The sequence below is a fragment of the uncultured Marinococcus sp. genome, assembly GCF_947493875.1.
Lineage (GTDB): Bacteria > Bacillota > Bacilli > Bacillales > Marinococcaceae > Marinococcus.
Genome location: NZ_CANLSU010000003.1, coordinates 441,998 through 459,526, shown reverse-complemented (window position 1 = coordinate 459,526; position 17,529 = coordinate 441,998). Strand labels below are relative to the sequence as shown.

The following is a 17,529-nucleotide window of genomic DNA, read 5'->3' as shown; positions in this document are numbered from 1 at the left end:
ACTATGAGAATGGTGGATATTATTGCAAAAAAGCGAGATGGAAAAGAACTGAGTGAAGAAGAAATCCGTTGGTTTGTGGAGTCTTACAGCAATGGCGAGGTGCCGGATTACCAGACCTCGGCGTTTGCGATGGCGATTTATTTTCAGGACATGACCCAGAAGGAATCTGCCGCGCTCACCTACGCGATGGCAGAGTCAGGCGATCAACTCGACCTGTCGGCCATCGAGGGGATCAAGGTGGACAAGCATTCCACCGGAGGCGTCGGCGACAAAACGACGCTGATTATCGGACCGATTGTGGCGGCATGCGGCGTTCCTGTAGCGAAGATGTCCGGACGCGGGCTCGGGCACACCGGCGGCACGATCGATAAGCTGGAAAGCTTCCGTGGGTTTGAAACAGAGATTCCAAAGGAAGAGTTCGTCAATCTTGTTAATGAACACAAAATTGCTGTCGCAGGCCAGAGTGGAAATCTCACCCCGGCAGACAAAAAGCTGTACGCACTCCGGGACGTGACAGCAACCGTAAACTCGATTCCGCTGATTGCAAGCTCGGTGATGAGTAAAAAAATTGCTGCCGGCGCAGATGCAATTGTGCTTGATGTAAAGGCAGGATCGGGTGCCTTTATGAAGGAAGTGAAGGAAGCGAAGCGTCTGGCGGAAGCAATGGTGGAAATCGGTCAATCCCTGGATCGTAAAACGATGGCGGTCATTTCCAATATGGATCAGCCGCTGGGCCGGACCGTCGGGAACGCCCTCGAAGTTAAAGAAGCCATTGAAACACTGCAGGGGAACGGGCCGGAAGACCTGCACGAGCTGAGTGTCACGCTTTCCTCCTATATGCTTGTTGCGGGCGGTAAAGCCGACACGCTGGAGCAGGCGGAAAAAATGGTGCTTCAGGTGATTGAAAACGGGGACGCGCTTGAAAAGATGAAGGCATTTGTGCAAAACCAGCACGGGGACGCCTCCGCTGTAGACAACCCGGATGGTCTTGCAGCTGCCGAGCACCGTGTTGAAGTAAAGGCGGAAGCCTCAGGCTATGTGCACGGCATTGAAGCCGAAGAAATCGGCGTAAGTGCGATGCTTCTCGGAGCCGGCCGTGCTACCAAAGACGACGTGCTTGATTACAGTGTGGGAATTGAGCTCACGAAAAAAATCGGTGACCCTGTGCAAAAGGGCGATACGATCGCTATTATGCATGTGAATGACCAGAACAGCGCTGAGAGCGCCAGGAAAATTTCCGAAGCCTTTACAATTGCAGAAGCTGCTGTTGAAAAACCAGTCCTCATTTATGAAACCGTGCAGTAATTGCGCGGTTTCTTTACTTGCATAAAGCTTTTGTCTTTTTCAGAAGCGTGCTAAAATAAACGAACGAGGAGGAGCAACGAAGGAGAGAATAATATGCAGCTTCATGGAACGCACCATATAAACGAACACGGCCACCTGGAGATCGGCGGGGTGGATACGGTTGATATAAAGCAGGAATACGGAAGCCCGGTTTACGTTTATGACGTCGCTTTAATGCGCGAGCGGGCCCGTGGGTTTCAGCAGGCTTTCGAAGATAACAAAATGACGTATCAGGTTGCCTATGCAAGCAAAGCATTCAGCTGCGTTGCAATGGCGCAGCTTGCGAAGGAAATGGGACTCAGCCTGGATGTGGTTTCCGGAGGAGAATTGATGACGGCGTCAAAAGCCGGTTTTCCGATGGAAAAAGTTCATTTTCACGGCAATAATAAAAGCGAAGCGGAAATCGCCCTTGCCATTGAACTCGGCATTGGCTGCTTTGTAATTGATAACTTTCATGAAATTCAATTGATTGAGCAGCAGGCGGCAAGGCAGCAGACCCAGGTGGAAGCATTGATCCGGACGACTCCAGGCATCGAGGCGCATACCCATGAATACATTTCCACTGGGCAGGAGGATTCAAAGTTCGGCTTTGACCTGACCTCCGGCCAGGCCGATCAGGCCATTTACCGCCTGCAGCAGAGTCCGTCCATCAACATTAAAGGCGTGCATTGTCATATTGGTTCGCAGATCTTTGAAACGAGCGGGTTCACCATGGCTATCAAAAAACTGTTTGATCAGTTTGTGCACTGGCAGGAGCACCTTCAGTTCACGCCGGATGTGCTGAACTGCGGCGGCGGCTTTGGGATCCGCTATGTGGAAGGAGACGAACCGCTCGCGCCGGAACAGTACGTCCAGGATATGATCCAGTCAGTTAAACAGGAAGCGCTCCGTACCGGCATGGACGTGCCGGAAATCTGGATCGAGCCTGGAAGGTCCATTAGCGGTGATGCCGGAACAACGCTGTATGACGTAGGTTCGAAAAAGGACATTCCCGGTGTCCGCCGCTACATTTCAGTGGATGGAGGTATGTCTGACAACATTCGTCCGGCTCTTTATCAGGCAGAGTACGAGGGCATTTTAGCCAACCGGGGCCATGAAAAAGCCGATGACACGTTTTCGGTCGCCGGCAAGCTCTGTGAAAGCGGCGATATGCTGATCTGGAACCTTCCGCTTCCGGAAGTGAAAACTAATGATACGCTGGCGGTTTTCTGCACAGGAGCCTACGGATATTCCATGGCCAACAATTACAACCGCCTCCCGCGTCCTCCGGTCGTTTTCGCCGAAGACGGGGAGTCACATCTGGTGGTTCGCGGAGAAACGTACGAAGATATTCTTCAGTACGATCTGTCGTATGCACCGGCAAAGGCAAAAACCAAATAAAAAGGGGTAGAGAGACATGAAAAAAGGTAAAATCGCATTTGAAAATGGAGAAACAGTAACATTGGAATTTTTCCCGGAGGATGCACCGGGAACAGTGAAAAACTTTGAAGGTCTGGCGAATGACGGCTTTTATGACGGCCTTACATTCCACCGCGTTATCCCGGGCTTTGTCGCCCAGGGCGGATGCCCGAATAACCGTGGAGACGGCGGTCCGGGGTATACCATTCCGTGTGAAACGGAAGGAAACCCGCGCACCCACGAAAGAGGCTATCTCTCGATGGCTCACGCTGGAAAAGATACCGGTGGCAGCCAGTTCTTTATTCTCTTTGACCAGCAGCCGCACCTGAACGGTGTACATACGGTATTTGGCCGTGTGACAGACAATATGGACCAGGTGGACCGCATCCAGGCACAGGATGTTATGAAGGAAGTGCGTGTCTGGGACGAAGCATAAGCTGAATGTTTTGACGGATAAATAAGAAAGTAATAAAATGTATTTTAACTTCATACGGTACGTTGATTGCGATCAACATCCTTCGGGGTCGGGTGAAAGTCCCAACCGACGGTGATAAAGTGAATGCTTTTCAGTCCGTGACCCGGTAAGCGCCAAAGGCGCGGACGGTGGATTCAGTGCAATTCTGAAGCCGACAGTAACAGTCTGGATGGGAGAAGGAAAACCGTATTCGAAAAAATTCTGTTTTTCTGTCTGCAGGTGTATGTTCCGCAGAATGGAAGTGGAATATTATTTTGGATACGTATGTATAAAAGCCCCCGGATGTTCATTCGGGGGCTTTTTTGTTTCTGTAATTAAAAAAAGCAAAAATACAAGGAGGTCCGGCCATATGGATCATACATGGATGCATACAGCACTTGAACTTGCGCGCTCAACTGAAGGGCAGACTTACCCGAATCCAATGGTCGGTGCCGTCGTCGTTAAAGATGGCAGAATCGTTGGAATGGGAGCTCACCTTCGCTCCGGTGAAGCACACGCAGAAGTCCATGCGCTTGCAATGGCAGGAAACGAAGCTGAAGGAGCTTCGATTTATGTCACTCTTGAGCCCTGCAGCCATTACGGGCGTACCCCGCCGTGTGCCAAACAGATTATTGAAGCAGGCATTGTAAAAGTGGTGGTGGCAGCTTCAGACCCGAATCCGCTTGTAGCCGGCAAGGGCATACAAATGATGGAGGAAGCGGGTCTGGAAGTTGTGACTGGAGTGGGGCAGGAAGAAGCAGCTTATTTAAACAGGAAATTTTTTCATTTTATTAAGAATGGACAACCTTATGTGACTGCTAAAACTGCTTCTTCCCTTGACGGAAAGACTGCGACAGCCAGTGGGGAAAGCCAGTGGATTACCGGAAAAAAAGCCCGGGAGGATGTGCATCGGGAGAGGCGCCGGTGTGACGGCATTTTAGTCGGTATCGGGACTGTACTGAGTGACGATCCGTCCCTCACAGCCCGGGTTCCGGAAACGGGAGTGACGCCGGCGCGGGTAGTACTCGACAGTACGCTCCGCATGCCGGAGAACAGCCGAATGCTGAAGGATGCAGCAGTTCCAGTCTACATCTTGACGAATGAGCCGGCCGACACTGAAAAGCAGCGCCGTCTCGAAGAAGCGGGGGCTGAAGTGATACCAGTCGCTTCCGGCGTGAAAAATATCTCCGCGGTACTTGATGTGCTCGGAGAAAAGAAAATTGTCTCATTATTTGTGGAAGGAGGGGCCGGCGTTCTCGGGTCCTTTCTGGAAGCTGCAATGATTCAGGAATATTTAATGTATGTAGCGCCGATGGTGATTGGCGGGGAAAATGCACCCGGAGTCTACCAGGGAAGCGGTATTTCGACACTTCAGGAGGCCCGGGCATTTTCACTGATAAAGGAAGAGACATTCGGTCAGGACCGAAAATATACACTGCAGGCCGGGGAGTGAAAGCATGTTTACGGGAATTGTAGAAGCGACAGGAACAGTGTCAAAAATGACACACCAGGAAAATTTAATTCAGCTGGAGCTTGAAAGTGATCTGGATATGAACAGTATTCAAATTGGTGACAGCATTTCGGTAAATGGCATCTGCCTGACGGCGACGGCTAAAAACGGCCGGTGCGTCTACGTAGACGTGATGGCTGAAACGCTCAAGCATACGAGTCTGAAATATATGGAAGAAGGCACACACGTTAACCTGGAGCTTGCGATGCAGGCTGGCGGACGCTTTGGCGGGCACTTTGTGCAGGGACATGTGGATGCCACAGGAACCATTGCTTCTATTGAAGAGGAAGAAAACATGATTTACGTGCATGTGCAGACGCCGAAGGAGCAGCTCCGCTACATGACCAATAAAGGCTCCGTCACAGTTGATGGCATCAGCCTGACGATTTTTGGAGTGGATGACGAAAAAGAAACCTTTACCCTGTCGATTATTCCGCATACGTGGCAGGTAACCAACCTCGCAGACAAACAGGCCGGCGATCTGGTCAATATTGAATGTGACATGCTTGCCAAATATACAGAACGTCTGTTAACTGTAGATAAATAAAACCTTTGCAAAGAAAGTAGGAACGATACCATGGAGGAACGACGCTGGTTTGACCCCATTGAAGAAGCGTTAGATGAACTGAGAAACGGGCAGGTTGTGATCGTTTGTGATGACGAAGACCGGGAGAACGAAGGAGATTTTGTCGCTCTGTCGGAAAACATTGATGCCCAGACAATTAACTTTATGATTACGTACGGCCGCGGTCTCGTCTGCACGCCGATCACAGAAGAGCAGGCCGAGCGCCTGCAGCTTCAGCCGATGGCTGATCAGAATACTGATCCGCATGGCACTGCTTTTACGGTGAGCGTCGACCATGTGTCGTCCAAAACCGGTATCAGTGCCTCCGAGCGGGCGCTGACAATTCAGCACCTTGCCAATCAGACCGCCGAACCGGGAGACTTTCAGCGTCCTGGCCATGTGTTTCCACTTATTGCAAAAGAAGGCGGAGTACTGCAGCGGGCCGGTCACACGGAAGCCGCGATTGACCTTGCGCGCCTGTCCGGAAAAACGTCGTCCGGGACGATTTGTGAAATCACAAGAGAAGACGGGGAAATGGCCAGGGTGCCGGAGCTGCGCGAAATCGCTGACCGGTTCGGATTGAAAATGGTAACGATCAAAGACTTAATCAGCTACCGTCGCCACCGCGAAAAACTGGTAAAACGGGAAGCGGATACGAGCCTTCCAACCGAATTTGGTGATTTTCGTGCGCTCGGCTTCACATCATCTATTGATGGGAAAGAAATGATGGCGCTTGTGAAAGGGGAAATCGATCCGGAGGAGGAAACGCTGGTCCGGGTCCATTCAGAATGCCTGACAGGGGACGTTTTCGGCTCCAAACGGTGTGACTGCGGGCCGCAGCTGCAGGCGGCACTGATGCAGATCGAAAAAGAAGGCAAGGGCGTGCTGCTGTATATGCGTCAGGAAGGACGCGGCATTGGCCTGATCAATAAATTAAAAGCGTATGAACTGCAGGAAGCGGGATACGATACAGTGGAAGCAAACAAAAAGCTTGGCTTTCCGGATGATCTGCGTGAATACGGGATTGGCGCCCAGGTGCTTCGCGACATTGGCGTAGGGAAAATGAAGCTGCTCACTAACAATCCCAGGAAAATAACAGGCATCTCCGGCTACGGCCTTGAAGTGACGGAGCGCATTGCAATACAGCTGCCGCTGCAGGAGGAAAACGAGAAATATATGCGTACGAAGTATCAAAAATTAGGACATATGCTTCATTTTTAGGAGGAAAATAAAATGACAACTACTATTGAAGGCAACGTAAACGGCAGTGGACAAAAAATAGCGATCGTCGCAGCACGGTTCAATGAATTCATTAACAAACAACTGCTCGAGGGAGCGGAAAGCACGCTGATCCGCAGCGGAGTGAGAGAAGAAGATATAGACGTTATCTGGGTGCCCGGGGCATTCGAAATTCCCTTTGCTGCCCAGCAGGCAGCCAAAACGAAAAAATACGATGCAATTGTGGCAATCGGGACCATCATTCGCGGCGCCACTCCCCATTTTGACTATGTGGCCAACGAATCCGCCAAGGGAGTCGCAAATGTATCGCTGCAGGAAGAACTGCCGGTTATTAACGGTATCATTACTGTGGAGACAATTGAACAGGCAATCGAACGAGCCGGGACAAAAGCCGGTAATAAAGGATCCGAGGCTGCTATGGGGGCCGTGGAGATGGCTAGTCTTGCAAAAAAAATCCGCATGGAGTAAAATAAATCACACGGTTTTAAGCCGTGTGATTTTATTTTGAGGGGTTACGCGTGCATGAGCGGCTTTCGGTTATAATTACCTATATTCCTCTTGCATTTCTGTCCAAAAGCGTGTATGGTCAATGGTGAATTTGGATACTGCTTTGCGTAAATTATGGAAATGAAGACAAATTTGTCTGAAATTCTGATCACAATGAGGGATAATTGGTTATGTTGATTAAGTATAAACAATCCTATAAAAAAATAGCGATGGGGCTTCTTTCGTACATGCCGGAAGAAAAAGATGTAAAAAAGCTCCAGGAAACGGTCCAGCAGTATGAAGAAACAGATGACTGGCAGCTGTTTATGTGGAAGGAAGACGATGATATTGTCGGAGTCGTCGGTCTGCGTTACACTGAAAATGGAGATGCAGAGCTTCACCATGTATGCGTAAACCCCTCCTACCGGGATGAAGGTATAGGCAAAAAAATGGTGCAGGCGGTCAGGGGCCGTCTCGATCACGACCTGGTCGCCAGCAAGGAAACGGTTCAGTTTCTGCAGGTGTGCGATGAACATCAAAAAGATATTCTGGAAAATGAAGTGAACTAATACTTTCCCGCCGGTGAACGGCGGGTTTTTTAATGGGAATACGAAGAACCTCCGGATTACATACCGCGGCTTCGTCGCTGTTTATCCCGGATGCGGAGCTGCTTATCGCGTTCATGAACGATATCGGTGCGGTCACGGAGCGCGTGTTTGTGGACAAGGTCCGTATCCTCAAGCGGGGAGTCCTGGAGCCAGCGCGTCTTTTTTTGTTCACAAAGACGAATACACTGGGCTTCGAGTTCGGGATCGGTAATCGGCAGGTTCATGTCACGAAACGGCTCTTCAAGGTGATCGAGCTGCTCCTGGATAGCCTGCAGCAGCCTGTCGGCGTCGAGCCCCAGGGCCTGCAGACGGCGGGGAAGCGGCCCAAGAATCAACCCGGCGTTTTTCAAACATTTTGAAGCCCCGGTAAGGTTACCCCTCCGCTCATGGTACAGACCGACAGCGATCTGAATCAGGCCGGGCCATACAGGATCACGTTCTCCGGAAGGAGCTTCCTTCCAATGGTCTTCGAGTATTTCGTGGCATTCAAAGTAGTCACGGGTGCTGTGAAACTCGACAAGAAATAGAATGTAGGCGTCTGGATACATACGGCGGTTTCTCCTTTCAAAATTATTGATAGGATTGATTGTATCAAAAACAGCCAGGGAAACGCATGCCCTGCTTACAGCGGATATGATATACTTGCAAAAGCACTCAACAAGTGATGAAGGATGGGAATTATGTCCGAGCAGTATAAAGTAAAAATTGATCAATTTGAAGGTCCGCTTGATGTGCTGCTTCATTTTGTCCAGCAGGCGGAGATGGATATCCAGGATATTCCGCTGGCTGCAATTACGGATCAGTATCTGCAATACGTAAGGACCATGCAGGAGCTTGAGCTTGATGTGGCGGGAGAATATCTTGTGATGGCAGCCACGCTTTTGCAGATCAAAAGCCAGACCTTACTGCCTGTGCAAGTGGACGAGGATGCATGGATCGAGGAAGAAGATCCTAAAGAACAGCTGATTGAGCAGCTTGAAGAATACAAGCGCTATAAGGAAGCAGCCGGAAAACTGCAGCAAAAAGAACAGGAGCAGCAGCAGGTGTACAAAAAACCGCTCAGTGAATGGAGCACCGGAGAAGAAAAGGAAGAAGGCCTTCCGGAAGGGCTGACGGTATATGACATGGTGGCAGCGTTCCAGAAAATGAAAGAACGGGCAAAAAATGCCCATCCTCCCGAGGCCACTGTCCGGACGGATGAATATTCGGTGGAAGACCGGATGACAGAGGTAATGGTGGAACTCGAACAGCTCGATGCCTGTTCGTTTTACCAGTTATTTGAAGAGACGAGAACCAAACCGCAGATGGTGGTAACATTTCTTGCTCTGCTTGAACTGATGAAACAAAAGCAGATCCGCTGTGAGCAGGCACATAATTTTGATGATATAACGATTCAACTGGCAGAAAAGGTGAAGGTATGAAACGGGAAAAAACGATTGAGGGGGCGCTGGAGTCGTTGCTGTATATTAGTGGAGATGAAGGCCTGGAGGCAGAACAGGCTGCCAGAGCACTCGGTATAGAAACGGACTCTGCCCGCAGACACTTAATCTCCTTAAAGGATGCCTGGGCAAAGCGGGAAGGCGGCCTGCAGATTACCCAGGCGGAAAATACATTTTTCTTCGCGACAGTGCCCGAGGCGGCGGAAGCGATTGAACACTTCAGTGAGCAGCAGAACCGGCAGACGCTCAGCCAGGCAGCACTGGAGACGCTTGCCATTATTGCCTACAATCAGCCGGTGCTGAGGGCAGACATCGACCAGGTGCGCGGAGTGAAATCGGACCGGGCGCTTCAGACTCTGCTGTCCAAAGGGCTCGTCAAAGAATTTGAACGTACCCAGAAGCCAGGGAGACCGATGTCTTTTGTAACGTCCACCCGATTTTTAGAGTATTTTGGACTTGAAACCCTGGAAGAATTGCCGCCGCTTGAGGATGAAGAACAGCCGGAACAGGCGGATCTGTTTTTCCGGGAACTGGATCAGGATGAAGAATAAATGAAAAGCGCTGATAAGCGCTCTGCTTCCTGGTACAGTGACTTAGTGGCGGCGTGGACAGTTTCCCAACTGTCAGCGCCGTTTTGTGCGTTCGACACAAATACGGTTTTCCAGCCGCCCGTACCGGTTTTCCAGTATGAATCAAGGTATAGTCGGTAGCGCTGGAAAAACTGTTGCAGCTCATCTGCTTCGCCGGAGGAAAAGACAGTGAGCAGCTGATCTTCCGAAAAATGCAGAGCGTGTTCAGACTCCCGTACTGCCCGGGGGTGAGGCGCATTGAACTGCCGGAACAAAGCATCCTTTACCGTCATGAACCGGATGTAGATGTCCTGCTCGATGGAAGCGGTATAAGCCTGTGTCCGGGTGGTTTCTGCTTCGACTTCGAGCTGGTCTGCACGCTGGACCAGGTGCTGCAGCTGCCTGTTTGTAAGATGTGTGCGGACAGCGGTCCAGACGGTTATCCCGGCTAGCAGCGGCAGAGCTGCATAAAGAATTAGAAAATGAATTGTCATGTGGCACGCTCCTTTCTCCGTATTGTAGCGGAAGCAGGACGAAAATAAAATAAGCAGAAAAAACTGTATGAGGAGGCCTATTTATGGAAAGATTGCAAAAAGTGATTGCCCAGGCCGGCATCACTTCAAGAAGAAAAGCAGAAGATTATATTACGGACGGCCGGGTAAAGGTGAACGGCAAAACAGTCAAAGAGCTCGGCAGTAAGGTCGGGCTCCATGATCAGGTGGAAGTGGACGGCATTCCGCTCACGAAGGAAGAGCCGGTCTATTATTTGCTGTACAAGCCAAAGCAGGTTATTTCTGCGGTAGCAGATGATAAAAACCGCAAAGTGGTCACCGATTTCTTTCCCGAAGTAAAGTCGCGTATTTTTCCTGTCGGCCGGCTGGATTACGATACCTCCGGACTGCTGCTTTTAACCAATGACGGCGAGTTCGCCAATAAAATGATGCACCCAAAAAGCAACGTAAAAAAAACGTATATCGCAAAGGTGACGGGGAAACCGTCAGCAGAAAAGCTGCAGCTTCTCCGTCACGGCATTGAGCTTGACGGGGTAAAAACGGCCCCTGCGAAGGTGAATGTTAAATCCGCCAATAAAAAAGGCAACAGCTCGATTATTGAAATTGTGATCCATGAAGGAAGAAATCACCAGATCCGCCGCATGTTCGAAAAGATCGGCCACCCGGTGGAAAAGCTGAAGCGCGAGCAGTACGCCATGCTTGATCTGCTCGGAATGAATCCAGGGGAAACCCGGCCGCTGAAGCCAAAGGAAGTTAAACAGCTTAAGGATCTGGCCTAAAAGTTCATTAATGTTTCAGATCTGCCGCTTTGAATCTCAGTCTGGGGGCGGGTAAAATGAATGCATAAGCTTTTTAGACAGGAGAGGATTTCATGGACCAGCAGACAACCATATTAGTCGTAGACGATGAGGCCCGGATCCGCCGGCTTATCCGGATGTATCTGGAGCGCGAAGATTTTTTGATTGAAGAGGCGGAAAACGGAGAGGACGCGCTTGCGATGGCCCTGGAAAAGGATTACGACGTTATCCTGCTTGATTTAATGCTTCCCGGCATGGACGGCGAAGAAGTATGTGAACAGCTGCGTGAAACGAAAGCGACGCCGGTCATTATGCTGACAGCTAAAGGAGAGGAATCCAACAGAGTACAGGGGTTTGAAGTAGGGGCGGATGACTATATCGTCAAGCCGTTCAGTCCGCGCGAGGTAACGCTGCGTGTGAAAGCACTGCTTCGGCGTTCATCGTCCACCAAATATATGAAGCCGGAAGCATCTGCCAATGAAGTGCTGGTTTTCCCCCATTTAACGATTGATAACGATGCCCACCGGGTGACGGTGGACAATAAAATCATCGGCCTGACACCGAAGGAGTACGAGCTGCTGCTGTATCTGGCCCAGTCGCCGGATAAAGTATTTTCCCGGGAGCAGCTTTTAAAAGACGTCTGGAAATATGATTTCTTCGGGGATCTCCGGACGGTGGATACGCACGTCAAGCGACTGCGTGAAAAACTGAATAAGGTTTCTGAAGACGCGGCAGACATGATTTCCACAGTATGGGGCGTCGGCTATAAATTCGAGGTGGAGCAAAAGCAATGATCTGGCGCAGTGTCGTCGGAAAGCTCTGGCTGACTATACTTGGACTGTTAACGGTGGTCCTGTTAATTCTTACTATTCTGCTGCTTCAGTTTTTCGAGCAGTTTAATATTTCCGAAGCAGAGAACCAGCTGACCAACAATGCTGAAATCATCGCCACAGCGCTTCAGGAAGAAAACTCCCCGGAAAGTTCGCAGCCGGTCATTGATCAGATTGCCGGCACGTACAATTCGGAAGTGATGGTATTTATCGATGGAGACCTCTGGTATGGATCAGGGGGAGGGGACGGCCTGGCCGCCTCTGATATTCAGAATAGTAATGAGCTCGGGCGGGTGGCCGGAGAACGGGAGCAGGTGACGGTTCATGATACCTTTTCCATGGATGGCGGAGAGGACGAGATTTTTGCTGTCGGCGAGCCGTTTACAACTAACGACGGCCGCGAGGGGGAAGTATATGTGTACCAGTCACTCTCGGTCATTGAAGAGACCACTGGGGAAACAAAGCAGATTATTCTGCTTTCGGCCGGTATTGCGATTATTTTAACCACCGTTTTTGCTTTTTTTCTGAGTACCCGTATTACAGCACCTCTACGGAAAATGCGCGAGCTTGCCCTCAATGTGCTGAAAGGGGATTTCGACTCCAAGGTGCCTGTAGTAAGCAACGATGAAATCGGCCAGCTCGGCAATGCGTTTAACCGGATGCGACGGGAGCTTTCACATAACCTGACAGCATTAAATCAGGAAAAAGAGCAGCTGAGCCGCATCCTGCACAGCATGGCTGATGGGGTCATCACCTTTGACCGGGGGGGGACGATGGTTCTGACCAATCCCCCGGCAGACTACTTTATCCGTTTAAACCGGCTCGAGGATAAACAGGAAGCAAGCTCGCTCCCGGCGGAGGTTATCAGTCTGTTTGAAAAAGCAGTGGAGACAGAAATGGAGCAGCTTGATGAATTTGAGGTGCAGGACCGGAGCTTTGCGGTGCTTGTTACCCCGCTTTACGGCAACGAAGATGTGCGTGGTGCGGTAGCCGTGGTCAGGGATATGACAGAAGAACGCCGGCACGATAAGCTGCGTAAGGACTTCATTGCCAACGTCTCTCATGAACTGCGGACACCAATCAGCATGCTGCAGGGGTACAGTGAAGCCATCGTAGATGATATTGCAGCAACGGAGGAAGAAAAGAAAGAAATCGGCCGCATCATTTACGATGAATCCTTGCGGATGGGACGCCTGGTGAATGAACTGCTGGACCTTGCCCGGATGGAGGCCGGCTACCTGAAGCTCGAAAAAGAAGAGGAGGAAGTGACATCCTTCTTTCAGCGGGTGGAACGGAAATTCCAGGGGCTTGCTGATGAATCGGAAGTGCAGCTTGATCTGGATCTGGATGCTCCGGAACAATATGCCTATATCGATGTTGACCGGGTAGAGCAGATTCTGACAAACCTGGTCCATAACGCGATCCGACACACCGAAGCGGGAGGCTCCATTACCATCAGGGCTGTGAACGGGGAATCGCTGCATATGGAAGTAAGCGACACAGGGAGCGGAATCTCGAAAGAAGACCTGCCGTATGTATTTGAACGCTTTTATAAAGCAGACAAAGCGAGGACGCGGGGCAAGGGAGGTACCGGACTCGGCCTTGCCATTGTTAAAAATATTGTTGACGCCCATCACGGTGCTATTGCAGCGGAAAGTGAACCAGGAGAAGGAACGACGTTTTATATTGACCTGCCGAATAAGTAAAGCCCAGAGGAGCGGTTCAGGATGAAAGCTTGGTACGAAGAGCACTTTCAGGAAGACTATTTACGAGTGTACGATCACCGCGATGAAACGAAAGCGGCCAGTGAATTGAATACGATTTTGGAAAAAATTCCGTTGACGCCCGGCGCCAAGGCTATTGATCTTTGCTGCGGAAACGGACGTCATGCCCGCTGGCTGGCGAGAAAAGGTGTGGACGTTACCGGCATCGATCTCTCGCCGGCACTGCTGAAAAAAGCAATTGAACTGACGAACGACCTGGCGGTGCAGTACCAGCGCGGCGATATTCGAAACGTACAGATCCGGAAGGAATACGATCTGGCCTTTAATTTGTTTACAAGCTTTGGCTATTTTCCGGACGATGAAGAAAATGAGTTAATATTCCAGCAGGCGGCCTCTGCGTTAAAGCCGGGCGGATGGTTTGTTTTTGATTATTTGAACCCGGAGTATATTAAACAGCATATTGTCCCCCGGGATGAAACGGTGAAGGATGGACTGAAAATTTATCAGGAGCGGAGCATTCAGGATGAATTTGTCGTAAAACGCATTAGTATAGTAGAAGGGGATTCCACCAGAAGGTACATGGAAAAAGTGAAAATGTATCAGGAAAGCCAGCTGCGCAGCATGATGGAAGCGCACGGTCTGCAGGTTCATGCTTTTTACGGCGATTACGATGCTTCTCCTTTTCAACTCGAAACTTCCCCGAGGCAGATATTTATCGCCCAGCTTGCAGAACAATAAGCAGGAAGGAAGAACATGGATGAAATTTAAAGCACTGATGATAATCCCGGCAGCAGGTGCGCTTGCTGCCTGCAGTACTAATGGAGAAAGCGGCAGTCAAAACGGGAACGACGGCAGTAATGAAAACACGGAAGCCATTGAAGTCACGGATGCTTCCGGGGAGACAGTCACACTCGACGAGGCGCCTGAAGATATTGTCAGTCTGATACCGAGCAATACAGAAATAGTTTATGAGCTGGGAGCGCTCGACCGGATCGAAGCAAGAACCGATGCGGATACATACCCGGAGGAAGTTACAGACATCGAAAGCGTCGGTTCAGGCCTTGAACCAAATATTGAAGAAATTATTGCCATGGAGCCGGATGTGGTGCTTGCCCACGCCTCCTCCGGCATTGAGGACTCTCTTTCCCAGGTGGAGGAAGCGGGGATTCCAGTAGTTACCGTGCCGGACGCACAGTCGTTTGAAGCTGTATATGACAGCATCGAATTGATCGGCAGCACTATCGGAGAGGAAGAGGAAGCCGCTGAAGTTATCGATGACATGAAAGAAGATGTATCAGACGTAAAGGAAGCGACCGAAGAAGCTGATGCCAGCCCGCAGGTGTATGTGGAGGTAGGGGCCTCCCCTGATCTGTATACCGCGGGAAGCGGTACGTTTATTGATGAAATGCTCACGGCTGTTCATGCAGACAACGCTGCCGGCGAATTGGAAGGATGGTCGATGGTGAGCGAAGAAGAAATTATTGATGCTGCCCCGGATGTCATTTTAACAACGTACCCGACAGAAGAGGAGCCGCTTGAAATGATTGCCTCAAGAGAAGGCTGGGAAGCTTTGCCTGCGGTGGAAAATGAAGAAGTGTACGCATTGAGCAGCGATAAAGTGAGCCGTCCGGGTCCGCGTCTTACTGAAGGGCTTGAAGAAATGGCAGAAAGAATTCATCCGGATGCGATGGCTGAAAAATAATTACACAGGTGCCTACCTTCTTATGCTTGCAGCGTTTACCGGGGTGCTGCTTCTCGCCGTTTCCGCCGGTAGTGTGGCAGTACCTTTATCTGTAAGCATTAGAGCGGTATTAAACCAGTTTTTCCCCTTTCTTCCTATCTCACTTGAAACAGAGGCCGGTGCTGCAGCGATTATTCAGGAGGTGAGGCTGCCGCGTGTACTCCTGGCGTCCGCAGTGGGAGGGGCACTGGGACTGGCAGGAGCTGTCTTTCAGGGACTGCTGCGAAACCCGCTTGCCGATCCTTATACGCTTGGCGTCTCCTCGGGATCCTCGCTTGGGGCGGTGGCGGTATTGTATTTTGGATGGCAGATTCCTCTGCTTGGCGGGTTTACCCTGCCGGTAGTCAGCATTATCTGCGGTTTTTTAACGCTTGCTGTGCTGCTTCTTTTTGTTTATTCCGTGGAACGGGCAGTGCGCACTGAAACAATGATTCTTGCAGGTATTATCATTACCGCATTTCTCAGCGCATTTATGTCGCTGTTGATTGCGTTCAGCGGAGAAGAGCTCCGGCAGATTATTCAGTGGCTGCTTGGCAGTGTAAGCCGCAGAGGATGGGATTATTTTCAGCTGATTGTTCCGTGTCTGCTGGTGGGAGTGCTGCTTCTGCTTCCACAGGCGCGCGCGCTCAACGCATTTGCGTTTGGCGAAGACAGTGCTTCCTCGGTAGGGGTAAATGTAGCGAGGACAAGGCTGCTGCTTCTAGTCGGCGCATCAGTACTGACAGGAGGAGCGGTTGCTGTTTCGGGCACTATTGGTTTTGTAGGGCTCGTGATTCCGCATATGATCCGGCTTCTGTGGGGGCCGGATCATAAACATCTGCTGCCGTTGTCTTTTGGCGGTGGGGCAGTGTTTTTAACGCTTGCGGATCTGATCGCACGCACGGCAGCTGCTCCGGCAGAGGTTCCGGTCGGGGTGATTACGGCTCTGGCCGGAGCGCCGGTATTTGCCCTGCTTTTATTTTATCAGCGAAGAAGGCGGTGGCAGTAATGGGGGTAGTCCAAGTCGAAAACGTAACTGCCGGCTACGGAAAAAGGAGTACGGTCGTTGACCGGGTCTCCTTTAACGTCGAGGCCGGAGAGATGATCGGTATTGTCGGGCCGAACGGCAGCGGAAAGTCTACACTGCTTCGTGTGATGGCTGGTCTGCATGAAGCGGCCGCCGGGAGCGTCCGGTATAAAAACATCCCTTTGAGCTCGTTCACTTCTTCGGAAAGAGCAAAGACTGTCGCCTATCTGCCGCAGTTTGACGAATTAACAGCAGCCTATTCGGCCCGCCAGGTCGTAGAGATAGGAAGGTATGCTTACCAGCATGGCCTGTGGCCGGCAGCAAATAATAAGGAAGACGAACAAGTCATCCAAAACGCTATGCAGCAGATGCAGGTGTGGGCTAAAAGATTCCATTCATTCCACGCGTTAAGTGGCGGTGAAAAACAGCGGGTGCTGCTTGCAAGACTTCTTGCACAGGAGCCCGAGTGTCTGCTGCTCGACGAGCCGACGAACCATCTCGATATTCACTATCGTATTGAACTGTTGAATTATATTCGCAGCTGGACTTTAGAAGAAAAACGGGCTGTGGTAGTTGTAATGCACGATATTCAGGCAGCTGCGCTATACTGTGACCGGGTGCTGATGCTCTCAGAGGGCAGAGTGGAAGCGTTTGATGAACCGACAGCTGTTTTTACCGAAAAACGTTTGGGCCAAGTGTACCAGGCCGATATTCATGTCAACCTGCAGCATGAAATAAAAGCACCAGCCGTGCACTGGCGCCCGCCACAGCCGGAAGGTAACGGTGCGGATGATGTCCCGCTTTCATGGTCGGAAGCACCGCATCGAATGGAAGCAGTCTCACGTACAGCTTTAAATGTGTATGCCCCTTCCTTAAAAAAGCTGGTTTATGGAACGGTGTTTTCAGTGGATACAATCAACGGTGCTGTACATATTTCCGCTGATGGACAGCTGGCCCACACCATCCATTTTTCAGAGGGCATGCGAGTATGGAGAAAAAGCACAGGCAGCCGGGAGGCTGTTTTTGGTTCCGGACGATCATGCTTTCTGTGGCTCCACATGGCCGAAGGCTGGCCGGCCTGGGAGATTTCAGCCTTACAGCTGTACATGCAAAGAAAAGCATTCGAATGGATGCATGACCGCGGATATACTGGGCTTTCCTATGGAGCGCTCAAAGAGGTTATAGTAACCGCGCCGATAAAAAAGAATGAAGTATTTTCGAAAGAACAGTTACATTGGCACTACCTTCACATCGGAGAATTGATAGAATCAGTGTTGGATGACTACAATTCGGCTTCCGGATAGAAA

General features: G+C 50.6%; 19 protein-coding genes and 1 riboswitch. Of the genes, 17 read left to right on the top strand and 2 right to left on the bottom strand.

Features of this window, described 5'->3' with window-relative positions; all coding sequences use genetic code 11:
- Positions 1-3 precede the first annotated feature (3 nt).
- From Q0757_RS08040 to Q0757_RS08005, 8 genes are all read left to right on the top strand, one after another.
- Positions 4-1,305 carry a pyrimidine-nucleoside phosphorylase gene (locus tag Q0757_RS08040; RefSeq protein WP_298786069.1) on the top strand — a complete coding sequence of 434 codons (1,302 nt, stop codon included), beginning with the start codon at positions 4-6 and terminating at the stop codon, positions 1,303-1,305.
- Positions 1,306-1,398: 93 nt separating this feature from the next.
- Positions 1,399-2,724 (top strand): diaminopimelate decarboxylase, encoded by a 1,326-nt coding sequence (gene lysA / locus Q0757_RS08035; protein WP_298786067.1) that lies wholly within the window; start codon positions 1,399-1,401, stop codon positions 2,722-2,724.
- A 16-nt stretch (positions 2,725-2,740) separates the two neighbouring features.
- Positions 2,741-3,178: a peptidylprolyl isomerase gene (locus tag Q0757_RS08030; RefSeq protein ID WP_298786065.1), complete on the top strand. Its 438-nt coding sequence runs from the start codon at positions 2,741-2,743 to the stop codon at positions 3,176-3,178.
- Between the two features lie 74 nt (positions 3,179-3,252).
- Positions 3,253-3,402, top strand: a riboswitch (FMN riboswitch).
- A 164-nt stretch (positions 3,403-3,566) separates the two neighbouring features.
- Positions 3,567-4,649 (top strand): bifunctional diaminohydroxyphosphoribosylaminopyrimidine deaminase/5-amino-6-(5-phosphoribosylamino)uracil reductase RibD, encoded by a 1,083-nt coding sequence (gene ribD / locus Q0757_RS08025; RefSeq protein WP_298786063.1) that lies wholly within the window; start codon positions 3,567-3,569, stop codon positions 4,647-4,649.
- 4 nt (positions 4,650-4,653) lie between these two features.
- Positions 4,654-5,253, top strand: coding sequence for a riboflavin synthase (locus tag Q0757_RS08020; protein WP_298786059.1), 600 nt, complete (start codon positions 4,654-4,656; stop codon positions 5,251-5,253).
- 30 nt (positions 5,254-5,283) lie between these two features.
- Positions 5,284-6,492: a bifunctional 3,4-dihydroxy-2-butanone-4-phosphate synthase/GTP cyclohydrolase II gene (locus Q0757_RS08015; RefSeq protein ID WP_298786057.1), complete on the top strand. Its 1,209-nt coding sequence runs from the start codon at positions 5,284-5,286 to the stop codon at positions 6,490-6,492.
- A gap of 12 nt (positions 6,493-6,504) precedes the next feature.
- Positions 6,505-6,978: a 6,7-dimethyl-8-ribityllumazine synthase gene (ribE, locus tag Q0757_RS08010; protein ID WP_298786055.1), complete on the top strand. Its 474-nt coding sequence runs from the start codon at positions 6,505-6,507 to the stop codon at positions 6,976-6,978.
- 209 nt (positions 6,979-7,187) lie between these two features.
- Entirely contained in the window at positions 7,188-7,565 is a 378-nt protein-coding gene (locus Q0757_RS08005) for a GNAT family N-acetyltransferase (protein WP_298786053.1), read from the top strand.
- Between the two features lie 56 nt (positions 7,566-7,621).
- On the opposite strand, the gene Q0757_RS08000 is transcribed toward Q0757_RS08005, so the two are convergent.
- Complete coding sequence (locus tag Q0757_RS08000; protein ID WP_298786051.1) at positions 7,622-8,152, bottom strand: DUF309 domain-containing protein; 531 nt, start codon at positions 8,150-8,152, stop codon at positions 7,622-7,624.
- Between the two features lie 132 nt (positions 8,153-8,284).
- On the opposite strand from Q0757_RS08000, the gene Q0757_RS07995 reads away from it, so the two are divergent.
- Both Q0757_RS07995 and scpB read left to right on the top strand, forming a co-directional pair.
- A complete protein-coding gene (locus tag Q0757_RS07995; RefSeq protein ID WP_298786049.1) occupies positions 8,285-9,025 on the top strand; it encodes a segregation/condensation protein A in 741 nt (246 codons plus the stop codon).
- Positions 9,022-9,594 (top strand): SMC-Scp complex subunit ScpB, encoded by a 573-nt coding sequence (scpB, locus tag Q0757_RS07990; protein WP_298786047.1) that lies wholly within the window; start codon positions 9,022-9,024, stop codon positions 9,592-9,594. Before Q0757_RS07995 ends, scpB begins: the two co-directional genes overlap by 4 nt.
- On the opposite strand, the gene Q0757_RS07985 is transcribed toward scpB, so the two are convergent.
- Positions 9,579-10,106 (bottom strand): hypothetical protein, encoded by a 528-nt coding sequence (locus tag Q0757_RS07985; RefSeq protein WP_298786045.1) that lies wholly within the window; start codon positions 10,104-10,106, stop codon positions 9,579-9,581. The two genes, scpB and Q0757_RS07985, sit on opposite strands and share 16 nt — an antisense overlap.
- 83 nt (positions 10,107-10,189) lie before the next feature.
- Between Q0757_RS07985 and Q0757_RS07980 the strand changes: the two genes are divergently transcribed.
- From Q0757_RS07980 to Q0757_RS07950, 7 genes are all read left to right on the top strand, one after another.
- Positions 10,190-10,903, top strand: coding sequence for a pseudouridine synthase (locus Q0757_RS07980; RefSeq protein ID WP_298786043.1), 714 nt, complete (start codon positions 10,190-10,192; stop codon positions 10,901-10,903).
- A 92-nt stretch (positions 10,904-10,995) separates the two neighbouring features.
- The gene (locus tag Q0757_RS07975; RefSeq protein WP_022792306.1) at positions 10,996-11,715 is read left to right on the top strand and encodes a response regulator transcription factor; all 720 of its coding nucleotides are present in this window, start codon (positions 10,996-10,998) and stop codon (positions 11,713-11,715) included.
- Positions 11,712-13,457 (top strand): ATP-binding protein, encoded by a 1,746-nt coding sequence (locus Q0757_RS07970; RefSeq protein ID WP_298786041.1) that lies wholly within the window; start codon positions 11,712-11,714, stop codon positions 13,455-13,457. The genes Q0757_RS07975 and Q0757_RS07970 overlap by 4 nt, the downstream gene beginning before the upstream one ends.
- A 21-nt stretch (positions 13,458-13,478) precedes the next feature.
- On the top strand, positions 13,479-14,213 hold the full coding sequence (locus tag Q0757_RS07965) for a bifunctional 2-polyprenyl-6-hydroxyphenol methylase/3-demethylubiquinol 3-O-methyltransferase UbiG (RefSeq protein ID WP_298786039.1): 735 nt from the start codon (positions 13,479-13,481) through the stop codon (positions 14,211-14,213).
- Positions 14,214-14,232: 19 nt separating this feature from the next.
- The gene (locus Q0757_RS07960) at positions 14,233-15,177 is read left to right on the top strand and encodes an ABC transporter substrate-binding protein (RefSeq protein WP_298786037.1); all 945 of its coding nucleotides are present in this window, start codon (positions 14,233-14,235) and stop codon (positions 15,175-15,177) included.
- Positions 15,128-16,204 (top strand): iron ABC transporter permease, encoded by a 1,077-nt coding sequence (locus tag Q0757_RS07955; protein ID WP_298786035.1) that lies wholly within the window; start codon positions 15,128-15,130, stop codon positions 16,202-16,204. Before Q0757_RS07960 ends, Q0757_RS07955 begins: the two co-directional genes overlap by 50 nt.
- Positions 16,204-17,526, top strand: a complete 1,323-nt coding sequence (locus Q0757_RS07950; protein ID WP_298786033.1) for an ABC transporter ATP-binding protein — start codon at positions 16,204-16,206, stop codon at positions 17,524-17,526. Before Q0757_RS07955 ends, Q0757_RS07950 begins: the two co-directional genes overlap by 1 nt.
- Positions 17,527-17,529 lie beyond the last annotated feature (3 nt).

Bases quoted from the DNA above. Each gene is read 5' to 3' on its own strand.
- Q0757_RS08020 (WP_298786059.1), top strand. From the start codon at position 4,654: ATGTTTACGGGAATTGTAGAAGCGACAGGAACAGTGTCAAAAATGACA.
- ribD (WP_298786063.1), top strand. From the start codon at position 3,567: ATGGATCATACATGGATGCATACAGCACTTGAACTTGCGCGCTCAACT.
- Q0757_RS07970 (WP_298786041.1), top strand. From the start codon at position 11,712: ATGATCTGGCGCAGTGTCGTCGGAAAGCTCTGGCTGACTATACTTGGA.
- Q0757_RS08040 (WP_298786069.1), top strand. From the start codon at position 4: ATGAGAATGGTGGATATTATTGCAAAAAAGCGAGATGGAAAAGAACTG.
- Q0757_RS07965 (WP_298786039.1), top strand. From the start codon at position 13,479: ATGAAAGCTTGGTACGAAGAGCACTTTCAGGAAGACTATTTACGAGTG.
- Q0757_RS07980 (WP_298786043.1), top strand. From the start codon at position 10,190: ATGGAAAGATTGCAAAAAGTGATTGCCCAGGCCGGCATCACTTCAAGA.
- Q0757_RS08030 (WP_298786065.1), top strand. From the start codon at position 2,741: ATGAAAAAAGGTAAAATCGCATTTGAAAATGGAGAAACAGTAACATTG.
- Q0757_RS07995 (WP_298786049.1), top strand. From the start codon at position 8,285: ATGTCCGAGCAGTATAAAGTAAAAATTGATCAATTTGAAGGTCCGCTT.
- Q0757_RS07975 (WP_022792306.1), top strand. From the start codon at position 10,996: ATGGACCAGCAGACAACCATATTAGTCGTAGACGATGAGGCCCGGATC.
- ribE (WP_298786055.1), top strand. From the start codon at position 6,505: ATGACAACTACTATTGAAGGCAACGTAAACGGCAGTGGACAAAAAATA.
- scpB (WP_298786047.1), top strand. From the start codon at position 9,022: ATGAAACGGGAAAAAACGATTGAGGGGGCGCTGGAGTCGTTGCTGTAT.
- Q0757_RS08005 (WP_298786053.1), top strand. From the start codon at position 7,188: ATGTTGATTAAGTATAAACAATCCTATAAAAAAATAGCGATGGGGCTT.
- Q0757_RS08000 (WP_298786051.1), bottom strand. From the start codon at position 8,152: ATGTATCCAGACGCCTACATTCTATTTCTTGTCGAGTTTCACAGCACC.
- Q0757_RS08015 (WP_298786057.1), top strand. From the start codon at position 5,284: ATGGAGGAACGACGCTGGTTTGACCCCATTGAAGAAGCGTTAGATGAA.
- lysA (WP_298786067.1), top strand. From the start codon at position 1,399: ATGCAGCTTCATGGAACGCACCATATAAACGAACACGGCCACCTGGAG.
- Q0757_RS07950 (WP_298786033.1), top strand. From the start codon at position 16,204: ATGGGGGTAGTCCAAGTCGAAAACGTAACTGCCGGCTACGGAAAAAGG.
- Q0757_RS07960 (WP_298786037.1), top strand. From the start codon at position 14,233: ATGAAATTTAAAGCACTGATGATAATCCCGGCAGCAGGTGCGCTTGCT.
- Q0757_RS07985 (WP_298786045.1), bottom strand. From the start codon at position 10,106: ATGACAATTCATTTTCTAATTCTTTATGCAGCTCTGCCGCTGCTAGCC.